The organism is Pseudomonas flavescens, from assembly GCF_013408425.1.
Taxonomy (GTDB): Bacteria; Pseudomonadota; Gammaproteobacteria; order Pseudomonadales; family Pseudomonadaceae; genus Aquipseudomonas; species Aquipseudomonas fulva_A.
On record NZ_JACBYV010000001.1, the window covers coordinates 3,833,509 to 3,848,001 of the forward strand.

Annotated in this window: 18 protein-coding genes and 1 riboswitch; of the genes, 9 read left to right on the plus strand and 9 right to left on the minus strand. The window is 64.1% G+C overall.

Going from position 1 to position 14,493, the window contains the following annotated elements:
- Window positions 1–18: 18 nt before the first annotated feature.
- The 5 genes from ribBA to nrdR form a co-directional block, all read right to left on the minus strand.
- Complete coding sequence (gene ribBA / locus FHR27_RS17145; protein ID WP_042553285.1) at window positions 19–1,107, minus strand: bifunctional 3,4-dihydroxy-2-butanone-4-phosphate synthase/GTP cyclohydrolase II; 1,089 nt, start codon at window positions 1,105–1,107, stop codon at window positions 19–21.
- A gap of 13 nt (window positions 1,108–1,120) precedes the next feature.
- A complete protein-coding gene (locus tag FHR27_RS17150; RefSeq protein ID WP_042553286.1) occupies window positions 1,121–1,783 on the minus strand; it encodes a riboflavin synthase in 663 nt (220 codons plus the stop codon).
- Between the two features lie 12 nt (window positions 1,784–1,795).
- Window positions 1,796–2,257, minus strand: a complete 462-nt coding sequence (locus FHR27_RS17155; RefSeq protein ID WP_042553287.1) for a 6,7-dimethyl-8-ribityllumazine synthase — start codon at window positions 2,255–2,257, stop codon at window positions 1,796–1,798.
- 91 nt (window positions 2,258–2,348) lie between these two features.
- Window positions 2,349–2,505, minus strand: a riboswitch (FMN riboswitch).
- Window positions 2,506–2,584: 79 nt separating this feature from the next.
- Complete coding sequence (ribD, locus tag FHR27_RS17160; RefSeq protein WP_179539145.1) at window positions 2,585–3,703, minus strand: bifunctional diaminohydroxyphosphoribosylaminopyrimidine deaminase/5-amino-6-(5-phosphoribosylamino)uracil reductase RibD; 1,119 nt, start codon at window positions 3,701–3,703, stop codon at window positions 2,585–2,587.
- Between the two features lies 1 nt (window position 3,704).
- Window positions 3,705–4,169, minus strand: coding sequence for a transcriptional regulator NrdR (nrdR, locus tag FHR27_RS17165; protein WP_042553289.1), 465 nt, complete (start codon window positions 4,167–4,169; stop codon window positions 3,705–3,707).
- 136 nt (window positions 4,170–4,305) lie between these two features.
- Between nrdR and FHR27_RS17170 the strand changes: the two genes are divergently transcribed.
- From FHR27_RS17170 to trxA, 3 genes are all read left to right on the plus strand, one after another.
- Window positions 4,306–4,743, plus strand: a complete 438-nt coding sequence (locus FHR27_RS17170) for a YbaY family lipoprotein (protein ID WP_042553290.1) — start codon at window positions 4,306–4,308, stop codon at window positions 4,741–4,743.
- On the plus strand, window positions 4,740–5,402 hold the full coding sequence (locus tag FHR27_RS17175) for a class I SAM-dependent methyltransferase (RefSeq protein ID WP_042553291.1): 663 nt from the start codon (window positions 4,740–4,742) through the stop codon (window positions 5,400–5,402). Before FHR27_RS17170 ends, FHR27_RS17175 begins: the two co-directional genes overlap by 4 nt.
- A gap of 68 nt (window positions 5,403–5,470) precedes the next feature.
- On the plus strand, window positions 5,471–6,343 hold the full coding sequence (trxA, locus tag FHR27_RS17180) for a thioredoxin (RefSeq protein ID WP_042553292.1): 873 nt from the start codon (window positions 5,471–5,473) through the stop codon (window positions 6,341–6,343).
- A 143-nt stretch (window positions 6,344–6,486) separates the two neighbouring features.
- On the opposite strand, the gene FHR27_RS17185 is transcribed toward trxA, so the two are convergent.
- Window positions 6,487–6,837 carry a hypothetical protein gene (locus tag FHR27_RS17185; protein ID WP_179539146.1) on the minus strand — a complete coding sequence of 117 codons (351 nt, stop codon included), beginning with the start codon at window positions 6,835–6,837 and terminating at the stop codon, window positions 6,487–6,489.
- A 121-nt stretch (window positions 6,838–6,958) separates the two neighbouring features.
- On the opposite strand from FHR27_RS17185, the gene FHR27_RS17190 reads away from it, so the two are divergent.
- The 5 genes from FHR27_RS17190 (at window position 6,959) to FHR27_RS17210 (ending at window position 11,300) form a co-directional block, all read left to right on the plus strand.
- Window positions 6,959–7,540 (plus strand): DUF2796 domain-containing protein, encoded by a 582-nt coding sequence (locus FHR27_RS17190; RefSeq protein WP_179539147.1) that lies wholly within the window; start codon window positions 6,959–6,961, stop codon window positions 7,538–7,540.
- Between the two features lie 263 nt (window positions 7,541–7,803).
- Window positions 7,804–8,511 carry an ABC transporter ATP-binding protein gene (locus tag FHR27_RS17195; protein ID WP_179539148.1) on the plus strand — a complete coding sequence of 236 codons (708 nt, stop codon included), beginning with the start codon at window positions 7,804–7,806 and terminating at the stop codon, window positions 8,509–8,511.
- Window position 8,512: 1 nt separating this feature from the next.
- Complete coding sequence (locus tag FHR27_RS17200; RefSeq protein ID WP_179539149.1) at window positions 8,513–9,775, plus strand: ABC transporter permease; 1,263 nt, start codon at window positions 8,513–8,515, stop codon at window positions 9,773–9,775.
- Between the two features lie 189 nt (window positions 9,776–9,964).
- Complete coding sequence (locus tag FHR27_RS17205; protein WP_042553297.1) at window positions 9,965–10,486, plus strand: DUF3299 domain-containing protein; 522 nt, start codon at window positions 9,965–9,967, stop codon at window positions 10,484–10,486.
- Window positions 10,487–10,607: 121 nt separating this feature from the next.
- Window positions 10,608–11,300 (plus strand): OmpW/AlkL family protein, encoded by a 693-nt coding sequence (locus FHR27_RS17210; RefSeq protein ID WP_179539150.1) that lies wholly within the window; start codon window positions 10,608–10,610, stop codon window positions 11,298–11,300.
- 208 nt (window positions 11,301–11,508) lie between these two features.
- Here FHR27_RS17210 and FHR27_RS17215 read toward each other — a convergent pair whose 3' ends face one another.
- Together FHR27_RS17215 and FHR27_RS17220 are read right to left on the minus strand one after the other, a co-directional pair.
- Window positions 11,509–12,438 carry an NAD-dependent epimerase/dehydratase family protein gene (locus tag FHR27_RS17215; protein ID WP_042553299.1) on the minus strand — a complete coding sequence of 310 codons (930 nt, stop codon included), beginning with the start codon at window positions 12,436–12,438 and terminating at the stop codon, window positions 11,509–11,511.
- Entirely contained in the window at window positions 12,431–13,315 is an 885-nt protein-coding gene (locus FHR27_RS17220; protein ID WP_042553300.1) for a sugar nucleotide-binding protein, read from the minus strand. The genes FHR27_RS17215 and FHR27_RS17220 overlap by 8 nt, the downstream gene beginning before the upstream one ends.
- 264 nt (window positions 13,316–13,579) lie before the next feature.
- On the opposite strand from FHR27_RS17220, the gene FHR27_RS17225 reads away from it, so the two are divergent.
- Window positions 13,580–13,927: a VanZ family protein gene (locus FHR27_RS17225; protein WP_156152684.1), complete on the plus strand. Its 348-nt coding sequence runs from the start codon at window positions 13,580–13,582 to the stop codon at window positions 13,925–13,927.
- 65 nt (window positions 13,928–13,992) lie between these two features.
- Here the strand turns inward: FHR27_RS17225 and FHR27_RS17230 are convergent, their stop codons facing one another.
- The gene (locus FHR27_RS17230) at window positions 13,993–14,493 is read right to left on the minus strand and encodes a single-stranded DNA-binding protein (RefSeq protein WP_042553302.1); all 501 of its coding nucleotides are present in this window, start codon (window positions 14,491–14,493) and stop codon (window positions 13,993–13,995) included.

The following is a 14,493-nucleotide window of genomic DNA, read 5'->3' on the forward strand; positions in this document are numbered from 1 at the left end:
CACCGTGACGGTCACCCGTTATTTCGGGGGCAGGTATTCTACAACTTCCAGATCGAAACCGGATATCGCATTGAACTTCATCGGCGCACTCATCAGGCGCATCTTGCGCACACCGAGGTCGCGCAGGATCTGCGAACCGGCACCGACCGTACTGTAGGTGCTCGGTGCCTTGCTGGCAGCACCATCCGCCTCGCGAATATGTGCCAGCACCTCGTCGCCATCCAGCGAATGGCCCAGCAGCAGTACCACGCCACTGCCGGCGTTGGCCACTTCGGTCATTGCCGCACGCAGGCTCCAGCGACCGGGTTGACGCACCATCAGCAGGTCGCGCATCGGGTCCATGTTGTGCACGCGTACCAGGGTTGGCTCTTCCGGACAGATGGTGCCCAGGGTCAGGGCCATGTGCACGTCGCCTTCCACCGAATCCCGGAAGGTCACCAGATTGAACTGGCCCACTTCACTGTCCAGCGGCTGCTCGGCGATGCGGGTCACGGTACGTTCGTGGATCAGCCGGTAGTGGATCAGGTCGGCGATGGTGCCGATCTTAATGCCGTGCTGCTCGGCGAACACTTCCAGCTCGGGGCGACGGGCCATGGTGCCGTCGTCGTTCATGATCTCGCAGATCACTCCGCTCGGCTCGTAGCCGCCCATCCGAGCCAGGTCGCAGGCCGCTTCGGTGTGCCCGGCGCGGGCCAGGGTGCCGCCGGGCTGGGCCATCAACGGAAAGATGTGGCCGGGGCTGACGATGTCTTCGGCAACCGCGTTCTTCGCCGCCGCAGCCTGCACGGTGCGAGCGCGGTCAGCGGCGGAGATACCGGTGGTGACGCCCTCGGCGGCTTCGATGGAAACGGTGAACTTGGTGCCGAAACCCGAGCCATTGCGCGGTGCCATGAGGGGCAGCTTGAGGGTTTCGCAGCGCTCGCGGGTCATCGGCATGCAGATCAGGCCGCGGGCGAAGCGCGCCATGAAGTTGATGTGCTCGGCGGTCACGCATTCCGAGGCGATGATCAGGTCGCCTTCGTTCTCACGGTCTTCATCATCCATGAGGATGACCATCTTGCCGGCGCGAATGTCTTCGACCAGCTCTTCGATACTGTTGAGTGCCATGGTGGCGGTGTCCTTAATTCTTCAGGTAGCCGTGTTCGGCGAGAAAGCCTTCGGTGAGCCCTGCGCTGCTGGGTTCTGCCGCCTTGTCACCGAGCAGCAGGCGCTCCAGGTAACGGGCCAGCAGGTCGACCTCCAGATTCACCCGACGCCCGGGGCGGTAGTCGGCCATGATGGTCTCGGCCAGGGTGTGCGGCACGATGGTCAGCTCGAACTCGGCGCCATCCACGGCGTTCACCGTGAGGCTGGTACCGTCGACGGTGATCGAGCCCTTGTGGGCGATGTACTTGGCCAGCTCACGCGGGGCACGCACCCTGAACTGGATGGCGCGGGCGTTCTCCTCACGGGAGACGATCTCGCCGACGCCATCGACATGGCCGCTGACCAGGTGACCACCCAGGCGGGTGGTAGGCGTCAGCGCCTTTTCCAGATTGACCCGGCTGCCGCTCTTGAGGTCGATGAAGGCGGTACGCGCCAGGGTTTCCCGGCTGACGTCGGCCCAGAAGCCGTCACCCGGCAACTCCACGGCGGTCAGGCACACGCCGTTGACGGCGATGCTGTCGCCCAGGGCCACATCGCCCAGATCGAGTTTGGCGGTCTTGACGTAGACACGCACGTCGCCGCCCTTGGGGGTGATGGCGGCGATGCTGCCGATGGACGCGATGATTCCGGTGAACATAAGTGCTCCTCGTCAGACCGGCAGTTCTTTGAGCTTGCGCAGCGTATCGGCACAGGTGCGCGCGGCCTCGGCGCCCTTGACCAGGAAGTGCTCGCGGAAGAACGTCTGGTGCTCTTCACCGGCATGGAAATGATGGGGCGTGAGAACCGCCGAGAACACCGGCACGTCGGTTTCCAGCTGCACCTGCATCAGGCCCTCGATCACCGCCTGGGCGACGAACTCGTGACGGTAGATACCGCCATCGACCACCAGCCCGGCAGCGACGATGCCAGCATAACGACCGCTCTTGGCCAGGCGCTTGGCATGCAGGGGAATTTCGAAGGCGCCGCCGACTTCGAAGCAGTCGATCTCGCTCGCTGCATAGCCCTGGCGCTGCATTTCTTCGAGGAAGGCGTTACGGGACTGATCGACGATTTCGCGGTGCCAGCAGGCTTGCACGAAGGCAACCCGGCGCACGTGAGAAGCAATGGACATGTTCAACTCCTGTTTATGGTTAAAACAGGGCAGCTTGGATCGATAGGGACATTACGGACGTCGGCAGCCGCAAGGGCGCCTTGTCAGGCAATCCCGCTCTCTCTTCATCCGGACTATACCGTCGGCTCCGGAATCGCACCGGATCTGCTGGACCCCGGGCGGCTGGTGCCGTACCGGGCGCTCGCGGGCTAGATGCGTTGCGCACCATTACCGCCGGTGGGGAATCGCACCCCGCCCTGAGAACGTTGTGGCCACGCTGTGCGGCCGACAGGCGTTTTACCATAGTTGCCGTGGCGGTGCACGGAGGGCGTGCCCCAGCGGCAACGCTCAGTCGCCGGAATCGGGCACCGCGATGATGCGCCAATCGTCACCCACGGCGCGCATATCGACGATCTTCAACGCTTTGGCCTCGGCCATCCGCGCCAGGGGCAGATCGAGTAACGGCCTGGCACTGGAGCCGAGGAACTTGGGCGCGACGAACAACTGGTACTCATCGACCAGCCCCAGACGGGCGAACGCACCGGCGAGTTTCGGCCCGGCCTCGACCAATACCTCGTTGGCACCACGGCCTGCCAGCTCCTGCAGCAATTTGCGCAAGTCGACATGGCCGTTGTTGCCGGGCATCGCCAGGAGTTCGTGGCCATCGTCGAGATAACGGTCGCGCGACGTCGCCGCCGCGCAGGTCGCCACCAGTGCCGGCCCCACCTGGAAGAACGGTGCACTCAGCGGTACCCGCAAGCGCCCGTCGATCAGCACGCGCAATGGCGGGCGAGCCTGAGCCAGCGCCGTGAGCTCGGCGCCCAGGCCCAGTTCGTCGGGACGCACCGTCAGACGCGCCGCATCGGCCAGCAACGTATCGGCCCCAGTCAGTACCACGCTGGAGCGCGCCCGCAACCGCTGCACCGCTGCGCGAGCGGCTGGCCCGGTGATCCACTGGCTTTCGCCGCTGGCCATGGCGGTGCGCCCGTCCAGGCTCATGGCCAGCTTGACCCGCACCAGCGGCAAGCCCTTTTCCATGCGTTTGACGAAGCCGGCATTGAGCGCCCGCGCCTCGCTTTCCAGCACGCCGCTCTGCACCGAGATGCCGGCGTTCATCAGCCTCAGCAGGCCACGACCGGCCACCTGCGGATTGGGATCCTGCATGGCCGCGACGACCCTCGCGACGCCTGCCTCGACCAAGGCATCGGCGCAAGGCGGCGTACGTCCGTGGTGGCTGCAGGGTTCGAGGGTGACGTAGGCGGTAGCACCACGCGCCTTGTCACCGGCCTGGCGCAGCGCATGAACCTCGGCATGGGGCTCGCCAGCCTTGGCGTGCCAGCCCTCACCGACGATCTTGCCGTCGCGCACGATCACGCAACCGACACGGGGATTGGGATGGGTGGAATACAGCCCCTTGCGCGCCAGCTCGAGCGCGCGCGCCATGAATGCCTGATCGCTGGTGCTCATCTCAGTCCTGATTGGGCTCGCGGGAAAGACGGTCGATTTCCTCGCGGAATTCGTTGAGATCCTGGAAGCGCCGGTACACCGAGGCGAAACGAATGTAGGCCACTTCGTCGAGCTTCTGCAGTTCGGTCATCACCAGTTCGCCCAGCACCAGCGACTTGATCTCGCGCTCGCCGGTGGCCCGCAGGCGGTGCTTGATATGGGCGATGGCCGCCTCCAGCCGCTCGATGCTCACCGGACGTTTCTCCAGTGCGCGCTGCATGCCTGCTCGCAGCTTGTCTTCGTCGAAGGGCTGGCGGCTGCCGTCCTGCTTGATCAGACGCGGCATCACCAGTTCGGCGGTCTCGAACGTGGTAAAGCGTTCACCGCAGGCCAGGCACTCTCGGCGGCGACGCACCTGATCGCCCTCGGCGACCAGACGGGAATCGATGACTTTGGTGTCGTTGGCGGAGCAAAAGGGGCAATGCATGGTCGGGAAAGCCAGGCGGGAAAGCCAGCATGGTAGCGCATCCCCCCGGCCCGGTGCCAAGCGACGCAGGGCCACTTTCCTTTGCATTCGCCGTTGGCTATGGGGAGAATCCAGCCACTGCCCCGAGGAATTCCCCATGCCATTGCGCCCGCTCGCCCTGCTCAGTCTCGCCGCCTTGCTCGCCGCCTGCGCCAGCGAAACACCGCCACCCGCCGCACCACCCGCAGCGCCTGCGCCGAAACAGGAGCCAGCGGCAACGCCGGCACACCTGCGTGACCTCACCGGCACGCTACTCGACGTGCCAGCGGGCGCCGATGTGGAGCTGGCCCTGCTGACCATCAACGAACGCGGTCTGCCTAACAAGCTGCTGGGTAACATCCAGCTGCGCGGAACCGGCGCGCCGCTGCCGTTTCGCCTGCAGTTCAACCCCGAGAACTTCGACCAGGGCATCCGCGTGGAACTGCGTGGCCGGGTTCATCAGTCCGGCAAGCTGGTGCTGCACATGCCTAGCCAGTTGATCCGCCAGCCACAAAGCCAGGCGCTCGGCGAAGTACGCGTAACGCCCGCGCTGTGACACCACCGCGCCACCTGCAGGCGGCCCTGAGTGAGCTGCTCGGCGATGCCCACCTGAGCGCGACCGCCCTGCCGGGTAGCGACCTGCGCCTGTGGTTGATCGACCCGGCGAACATGGATCGCTGCTTCAGCCCCGAGGAAACCCGGCGTATTCTCGAGGAGCCGCCTTACTGGTGCTTCTGCTGGGCCAGCGGCCTGGTGCTGGTGGACTGGCTGGCCCAGCACCCGCAATGGGTACGCGGCAAACGAGTACTGGATGTCGGTGCTGGCTCCGGCGTGGCAGCCATTGCCGCCATGCGAGCAGGCGCGGCGCAGGTGGTGGCCTGCGATCTGGACCCGCTTGCGCTGGCGGCCTGCAAGGCCAACGCCGAACTCAATGGCGTGCAGCTGGAGTATTCCAGCGACCTGTTCGCCGAGCGGCGCGACTACGACCTGGCGATAGTCGCCGACGTGCTCTACGACCGCGCCAACCTGCCCCTGCTCGACCGCGTTCTCGAACATGCCCGACAGGTGCTGGTGGCCGACTCGAGAGTGCGCGACTTCAGCCACCCGGCCTACCGCCGCATCGGCGGCCTGGAGGGCTGTACCTGGCCGGACCTGGCTGAGCCCGAAACCTTCCGCCACGTCAGCCTCTATCATGCCGACGGCGGCCCCTTGTAGCCGCGCACCGGCGCCCACATTTATAGTCATCTCCAATTAACCACTTTCCGCCCGGACAGAGACCGACCATGAGCGACACCCCGTACATCTTCGATATCAATGGCGCCGTCCAGTTTGAACAGCTGGTGATCGAGAACTCGTTCAGCAAACCGGTACTGGTGGACTTCTGGGCCGACTGGTGTGCGCCGTGCAAGGCGTTGATGCCCCTGCTGACGCAGATCACCGAGGGCTATCAGGGCGAACTGCTGCTGGCCAAGGTCAACTGCGATATCGAACAGGAAATCGTCGCGCGCTTCGGCATCCGCAGCCTGCCGACCGTGGTGCTGTTCAAGAATGGCCAGCCGGTCGACGGTTTTCAGGGGGCGCAACCCGAGTCGGCGATCCGCGCCCTGCTCCAGCCCCATGTTCCAGAACCTCAGGCGCCCGAGGCCGATCTGCTGGACGTCGCCCAGGAAGCCTTCGCCGATGGCCGCATCGGCGAAGCCGAAGCCCTGCTCAAGCAAAAGCTCGGCGAGGACAACAGCAACGCTGCCGCACTGATTCTGTATGCACGCTGCCTGGCAGAGCGCGGCGAACTGGGTGAGGCGCAACAGGTACTCGATGCCGTCCAGGGTGATGAACACAAACAGGCCCTGGCCGGAGCCCGCGCGCAACTGACCTTCCTGCGTGAAGCGGCCGATCTGCCGGATGCCGCCACCCTGAAGAGCCGTCTGGCGCAGAACGCCGAGGACGACGAAGCCGCCTATCAACTGGCCATTCAGCAGCTCGCCCGCCAGCAGTATGAGCCGGCTCTGGACGCCCTGCTGAAACTCTTCGTGCGCAACCGCAACTACGCCGACGGCCTGCCGCACAAGACGTTGCTGCAGGTGTTCGACCTGCTCGGCAACGACCACCCGCTGGTAACCACCTACCGCCGCCGGGTGTATCAGGCGCTCTATTGATTCCGAGAACCTGTCCCGTAGCCGACTGTGTGAAAACTACTGCGCTCGATCATGCGGCCTGGTAGGAGCCCGCTTGCGGGCGATGCAACGTTGATTTCGACATCGCTATCGCCGGCAAGCCGGCTCCCACCGATACCTGCCGGCTACGGCTGCTCTACCCAGCAATAAACCGGCGCATCCGGGCCGGTTTCCATGCGCACCTGCTCGCAATGACGCAGGCGCACCAACAACCGCTTGCCCGCCACCTCACCGCCAGCCAGTGCGGCCAGTTGCGCCAGCAACTGCGGCCCCTCGATGCGTCCGGCCCGGCGCAACAACTCGAGCACCGTTTGCCATTGCCCGTCCTGATCGGGCTGAACGGCCTGAGGGCTAACAGCGGCCGGGCTCTGCAGCGACCCCGGCACGGCGGCCGCCAGCTGCGCCCAGTCCTGGGGGTCGAGCTCCACCGTCAAATCCACCGGCCAGTCACCGATCCGTCCACGTATACGCACCATCACCACCTCCGAACTTTCCGGATGCCATGCTCCCACAGGCAGGCAAACCAAGCATCCCCTCTATCTCCGCCCATAAATTTGTTATAACGTATCAACAACTTTCACGCACCGGAGCCCTCTCATGCGCCGCCTACTGCTCGCCCTGCCCTTCGCCCTGCTTCCCCTGGCCGCTGCTCACGCGCAGAATCATGACCACGATCACGACCATGAACACGGTAGCCTCGGCAAGCATGAGCACGGCGTCGCCACGCTGAACGTCGCGCTCGAGGGCAACGAGCTGGAGATCGAACTGGAAAGCCCGGCCATGAACATCGTCGGTTTCGAGCACGCGGCAACCAGCGAGGCCGACAAGAAAACCGTCGCTGCCGCTCGCGCCTTGCTGGAAAAACCACTCGCCCTGTTCAGCCTGCCCGCTGCTGCCGGTTGCAGCCTCACCGAGCATGAACTGAAAAGCCCACTGTTCGGCAACGATGACCATGATCACGATGAAGCTGCCGCTGGCCACGATCACGACCATGAGCACAGCGACATCGATGCCGACTACAGCTTCACCTGCAAGCAGCCGGACGCCCTGAAGACGCTCGACCTGTCGGCCTTCTACAAGCAGTTCCCGGCGACCCAGAAGATCAACGTGCAACTGATCGGCCCAAGCGGCCAGCAAGGTGTCGAGTCGACGCCAGCCAATGCACAATTGAAGTTCTGATCGGCCTCGCGGACGCCTCCAGCTGGAGGCGTTTGCATTCGCACATGTCCTGCAACACCCCTCGGGGCAGCATTTCGCGCCCATAGGGGCACCTGTAAAAACGTAGGCGAGGCAGTCAGCGCGAGGCAAAACAGGCAAACGAGTATTTTGATTGGACTCGCATTCGAGCCTGTTTTTAACGTCACGATGACAACGCAGGTAGTTTTTAGAGGTGCCCATGACTGGCACACTTGCCCCCGTCACCTCAATCGCCAGCAGCCCCCATGACCTCAGCACTGATCGAACTCACCGACCTCGGCTTCGCCTGGCCCGGCCAGGACGAGCTTCTGGATATTCCGAACTTTCATCTGCAGCGCGGCGAGACCCTGTTTCTCAAGGGCCCCAGCGGCAGTGGCAAGACCACCCTGCTCGGATTGCTCGGCGGTGTGCAGAAACCTGGCCGAGGCAAGATTCGTCTGCTCGGCGAGGATCTCGCCGCCCTCTCGGCCGCCCGCCGGGATCGTTTCCGTGTCGACCACACCGGCTACATCTTCCAGCAATTCAACCTGCTGCCCTTTCTCAGCGTTCGCGCCAACGTCGAGCTGCCCTGCCGCTTCTCCAGCCTTCGCGCACAACGTGCAGCGCAGCGCTATGGCAGCGTGGATCAGGCGGCGGCGAAACTGTTGGAACACCTCGGCCTGCGCCCGGAGTTGCTCGAACGGCGTGCGGATTCGCTGTCCATCGGCCAGCAACAACGCGTAGCCGCGGCTCGCGCACTGATCGGCCAGCCGGAACTGGTGATTGCCGACGAACCGACTTCGGCGCTGGACGCCGATGCGCGTCAGGCGTTCCTCGAGCTGCTGTTCGGCGAATGCCGTGATGTCGGCGCCAGCCTGCTGTTCGTCAGCCACGACCAGAGCCTGGCCCCGCTGTTCGACCGCAGCCTGTCGCTGGCCGAACTGAACCGCGCCAGCAAACCCCAGGAGGTCTGAGGTGTTCCTGTTACGACTCGCCTTGGCCAGCCTGGCCAACCGCCGCTTCACCGCTCTGCTCACGGTCTTCGCCATCGCACTGTCGGTGTGTCTGCTGCTCGCCGTGGAGCGGGTGCGCACCGAAGCCCGCGCCAGCTTCGCCAATACCATCAGTGGTACCGACCTGATCGTCGGCGCCCGTTCCGGCAGCGTGAATCTGCTGCTGTACTCGGTGTTCCGCATCGGCAACGCCACCAACAACATCCGCTGGGACAGTTTCGAGAAGCTCGCCGCGCACCGCCAGGTCGACTGGGCCATCCCGATTTCCCTGGGCGACTCGCACCGGGGCTACCGGGTGATGGGCACCGACACGGGTTATTTCGACCATTACCACTATGGTCGTGGCCAGGCATTGCAGGTTGCCCAGGGCGAACGCTTTCACGATCTGTTCGACGTGGTGCTTGGCGCCGAAGTGGCCCAGGCCCTGAACTACAAGCTCGGCGACAAACTGGTGCTGTCCCATGGCGTGGCGGCCATCAGCCTGCAGCAACACGATGACAAGCCGTTCGTGGTCAGCGGCATCCTCGCCCGCACCGGCACGCCCGTGGATCGCACCCTGCATATTTCCCTGGAGGGCATGGAAGCGCTGCATGTCGACTGGCAGAACGGTGTCCCCGCCCGCGGTGCTGGCAAGATAAGCGCTGAACAGGCCCGTGAGATGAATCTGCAGCCCAAGGCCATCACCGCGGTGATGCTCGGCCTGAAGAGCAAGATCGCCACTTTCGCAGTCCAGCGCGAGGTCAACGAGTACCGCGGCGAACCGCTGCTGGCGATTCTCCCTGGCGTTGCCCTGCAGGAATTGTGGAGCCTGATGGGCACGGCGGAGAAGGCGCTGTTCGTGGTGTCGCTGTTCGTCGTACTGACTGGGTTGATCGGCATGCTCACGGCCATCCTCACCAGCCTCAACGAGCGGCGCCGGGAGATGGCCATCCTGCGTTCGGTGGGCGCACGGCCGTGGCACGTCGCCAGTTTGCTGATCCTCGAAGCCTTCTCCCTGGCGGCGGCTGGCGTCGTCGCCGGTGTCGCCCTGCTGTACGGCGGCATCGCCGGTGCACAGGGCTATGTGCAGGCCAACTACGGGCTGTATCTGCCATTGAGTGCACCGACACCCTATGAGTGGACGCTGCTCGGCGCTATTCTGGCGGCCGCTCTGCTGATGGGCTGCGTACCGGCCTGGCGGGCCTATCGGCAGTCATTAGCAGATGGTCTGTCCATCCGCCTCTGAGAACCTACTCACGATCGGCTGCGCGTCGGCCCTGCGGCGTTGAAAACAAGCTCGGAAAGCTCATTTACATCAGTAAACTCCGCTTCCTCGCTTATTTTCGCCTTGCAGGGCTCTAGCTCGCACAATCGTGAATAGGTTCTGAATATTCGGAGCCGGCAGCGGCTCCGTTTTCAATCAAGAGGTAGTGTCATGTTTCGCGCTCTGCTCATCGCCCTTCTCATGACCCTGGCGGCTCCGCTATGGGCAGCCGAACTGCGTACGCTGAACTGGCAGGAGCTGATCCCCAAGGATGCACCGCCGCAGATCGCCCAGATGACGCCCATGCATGACATGTCGCAGTTGGGTGACGCGCTGTCCGAAGGGGGCGCCGCTTCTCTGCAGCAGTTTCCGTCCGCGCCGGTGGTCAAGGAGATGGAAGGCCAGCAGGTCAAGATTCCGGGCTACATCGTGCCGCTGGACGTGACCGAGGAAGGCCGCGTTACCGAGTTCCTGCTGGTGCCCTACTTCGGCGCCTGCATCCACGTACCGCCACCACCCTCCAACCAGATCATCCATGTCACCGCCGAACTGGGCGTGCTGCTCGACGCGCTGTACCAGCCGTTCTGGATCGAGGGCCCACTGAAGGTCGAGCACAGCAGCAGCGAGCTGGCCGAAGTCGGTTATCAGATGGCAGCGGACAAGATCTACCCGTACGAGCTGCCGGCCAACTGACATCATGGCAAAAAGTCGCACCCTGCCGGCCATGAGCATTGAGCTGAGTCAAAGGACGCTTCGCCAGGCGCCCTAACCTGACGTCATCCGAGATTATCGTATGACCCGTTAGGAGCTCACCATGTACAAGTCGCTGTTCTCTGCCTCTCTGATCGCCCTGGCGCTGGCTGCCCCTGCGGCGCAGGCGCACCAGGCCGGAGATATCCTCGTGCGCGCGGGCGCCATCACGGTCAATCCGAAGGCCGACAGTTCCACGGTCAAGGTCGACCGTGGCGGCCTCGCCGGTACCGACCTGGGCGGCAAGGCGACCATGAGCAGTGACACGCAGCTGGGCCTCAACTTCGCCTACATGCTCACCGACAACATCGGCCTCGAGCTGCTTGCCGCAACACCGTTCGAACACGACGTGAAAATCAAGGGAACCGCGCTGGATGCCGCCAACGGTAAACTCGGCACCTTGAAACACCTGCCGCCGACCCTGAGCGTGGTCTACTACCCGCTCGACTCGAAATCGCTGTTCCAACCCTATATCGGCGCCGGCATCAACTACACCTGGATCTACGACGAGCACGTGGGCAGCCGCGCCACCTCGGCCGGCTTCGACAATTTCCGGGCGAAGAATTCCTGGGGCCTGGCCTGGCAGATCGGTGCCGACTACATGCTCACCGACAACCTGCTGATCAACGCCCAGGCGCGCTACATCGACATCGACACCACCGCCTATGTCGACCATCCCGGCCTCGGCGTGCGCGCCAAGGTCGACGTCGACGTCGATCCGTTCGTGTACATGGTTGGCCTGGGCTACAAGTTCTAAGCGCGCGACAAGGCGACAGCGGACATCGTTATGGCGCCGTGACGCGGCGCCTTGGTGGGCGCCGCCTGCAGTTCGCAGTGGGAGCGGGCCGCGCCCGCGATTCGCGCGCATGGCGCGCTCCCACAATGACGAAGCTGGCGCCTTGTCAAAGCCCGATAACGCAGAAAGCCGGCATTGCCGGCTTTCTGCGTTTCAGGAACATGGCAGCTCAGCTATTGAGCAACGCGGCCAGCCCATCGCGCAATGTGGTCTGCGCGGGCAACTGATAATGCGTGGCCAGGCGACCATTGTCTGCGCGGGAATGACGGATGTCGCCCGCCCGTGGATCGAGGTGGGTGACTGCCGGCAGGCCGCCAAGCAGCTCGCCGATCTGCGCCAGCAGTTGCTTGAGGCTTACGGTCTGGTTCCAACCGACGTTCACCGCGCCTTGCGCTACTTGCTCGGCGTCCAGCGCCTGCTGCAGCAACTCGACCAGATCGGCGACATAGAAGAAATCGCGGGTCTGCTCACCGTCGCCGAACACACTGATCGGCAGCCCCTGCTGGGCGCGCTGAGTGAAGATGCTGATCACCCCGGAATACGGCGAGGACGGATCCTGACGCGGGCCGAAGACGTTGAAGAAGCGGAAGATCGCCGGCTCCAGGCCATGCTGGCGCGCGTAGAACTCCAGGTAATGTTCGCTGGCCAGCTTGTCGGCTGCATAGGGCGTCAGCGGTGCCTTGGCGGTGTTTTCATCGATCGCCAGCCCCTCCCCGTTGTTGCCGTAGACCGCGGCGCTGGAGGCGAACACCACACGTCGCACGCCGTGCTCGCGCATGGCCTCGCAGATGTTCAGGGTGCCGATGAAATTGCTCTGGTGAGTACTGACCGGATCGTCCACCGACGCCTGCACCGACGCCACGGCGGCGAGATGCACCACCGCGCCACAGCCGGCCACGGCCCGACTGACGAGCCCGGCGTCTGCCACATCGCCCTCGATGAAGGTCAGCCGCGGATCGTTCACCGGCAGATTGGCCAGCTTGCCCATGGACAGGTTGTCCAGCACACGAACGCTGTGGCCGCGCGCCAGCAGGGCGTCGATCAGGTTGGAGCCGATGAAACCGGCACCGCCGGTAACGAGAATGGGTCGATCAGACATGACGATAGTACTGCTCCAGCAGGCTCGGCAGGCCGGCACGCCAGGCGCGCGGCTTGACGCCGAAGGTGTGAAGGATTTTCTTGCACGACATCACGCCGTGCTGCGGCTCTTCGGCAGCGTCGCCCCGCAGGGCGTGGGCCTGGCCGGATATCTCCTCGAGGAGGTTCTGGCGCATGTGCCGTGCCTCGCCCAGGATCGCCTGACCGAGTGCCAGCGATGTAGTCGCCTCATGCCCGCCGTAGTGGTAAGTGCCCCACAGCGGCGCAGCGCAATCGAGCTGCTTGAGCACGGCCAGAATGACTCGGGCGGCATCGTCTACCGGCGTCGGGTTGCCTCGCCGATCATCGGCCAGGAACAGCGCTTCTTCGCGCTCGGCGCGCACCAGAAAACGCGCCAGCAGCCCATCCGGGCTGTCATCGAGCAACCAGCCGAAGCGCAGCAGCACATGCCGCGGGCACAGGGCTCGGACACTCTGCTCCATGCGGGCCAGCACCTGCCCCCGCAAGCCGAGCGGCTGCGCCTCGTCCTTTTCGTTGTATGCGGTGGCGCGAGCGCCGTCGAACACACGGTAGCTGGACGGTTGCAGCAGACGAATATCGTGATGCTGACAGAGCTCGGCCAGGCGTTCCACGGCGCGTTCCTGCGCGACGAAACGCTCCTCGCTGACCTGCGAAGCCTGGAACCAGTCGAAATAATAGGCAAGGTTGATCACCGCATCGGGGCGGGTATCGTCGACCAACTGGGTCAGGCTGGCGGCATCCCAACCCTGGGCCGGCGGGCGGGGTGCGAGGAAACCGATGTCTTCTTCGGCTCCCAGGCGAATCAACGCCCGACCCAGCGTACTGCCGCCACCCAGTAACAACAGGCGCATGCGCATAACGAAACTAGAGGCTCCACAATCAGGTTTGAGCGTGCACCGCGCAATGGCGCGCCAGCCGCTGAATTCTCGGCAGATCCCGGACGGTTCAGCCCTATGGCCTGCATTTTGCTGTTTTTACCCCGCGGCGTCATCAACCACGAACTACCTTGACGCACGTCGATGGATCAAGGACACCTGGTCACTGAATCGGCATCCCCGGCAACCGCAGCCGGATGCGGTGGTCATAGTGCCAAGCGAAGAAGAGATGAAAGGACAGAAAATTTGAGAAAGCTGATGTTCCTGGCCTGCTGCGCGGTACTCGCCTACGGCCTGTTCCGACCGGAGCCGCCGCCGGACCTGTTCGACGAATCGGACAAATTCCTCCACCTGCTGGCCTTTGCCGGCCTGTCGCTGGTCAGCCGTATCGCCTTCCCGACCGTGCCAGGCTGGGCGCTCTGGAGCCTGCTCTACATTCAGGCGCCGCTGCTGGAATGGCTGCAGCACTACTTCCAGCCTAGTCGCGAATTCAGCCAGCTGGACGTTCTTGCCAACCTGTGCGGCATCAGCATCGCGCTGGTGCTGTGGATCTGCCAGGGCCTGCTGCGCAAACGCTTCTTCAGCCCAGCCTGAAGTTGGCAGCAAGCGAAACGAAAAAGGCCCCGCATTGCGGGGCCTCTTGCTGTCACGGCTGACGATCAGAACGGAATATCGTCATCGAAACTGTCGTAGTCCTGAGCCGGCTGCGGCTTCTGCTGTTGCGGAGCGGACTGGCGCGGAGCCTGTTGCTGCGGCTCGCGCTGCGGTGCCGGGCGCGACTGACGCGGGGCGGAGTCGCCACCGCCAGCGTTGTCCGGACGGCCACCAAGCAGCTGCATGGTGCCCTGCATGTCGACGATGATTTCAGTGGTGTAACGCTTCACACCGTCCTTTTCCCACTCGCGGGTCTGCAGCTTGCCCTCGATGTAGACCTGAGAACCCTTGCGCAGATACTCACCGGCAATTTCCGCAACCTTGCCGAACAGCGAAACACGGTGCCACTCGGTCTTTTCGACCTTCTGCCCGGTCTGCTTGTCCGTCCACTGCTCGCTGGTAGCCAGACTCAGGTTGGTCACGGCGTTGCCGCTGGGCAGATAGCGCGTTTCCGGATCCTGTCCGCAGGTACCGACCAGAATGACTTTGTTAACCCCACGGGCCAT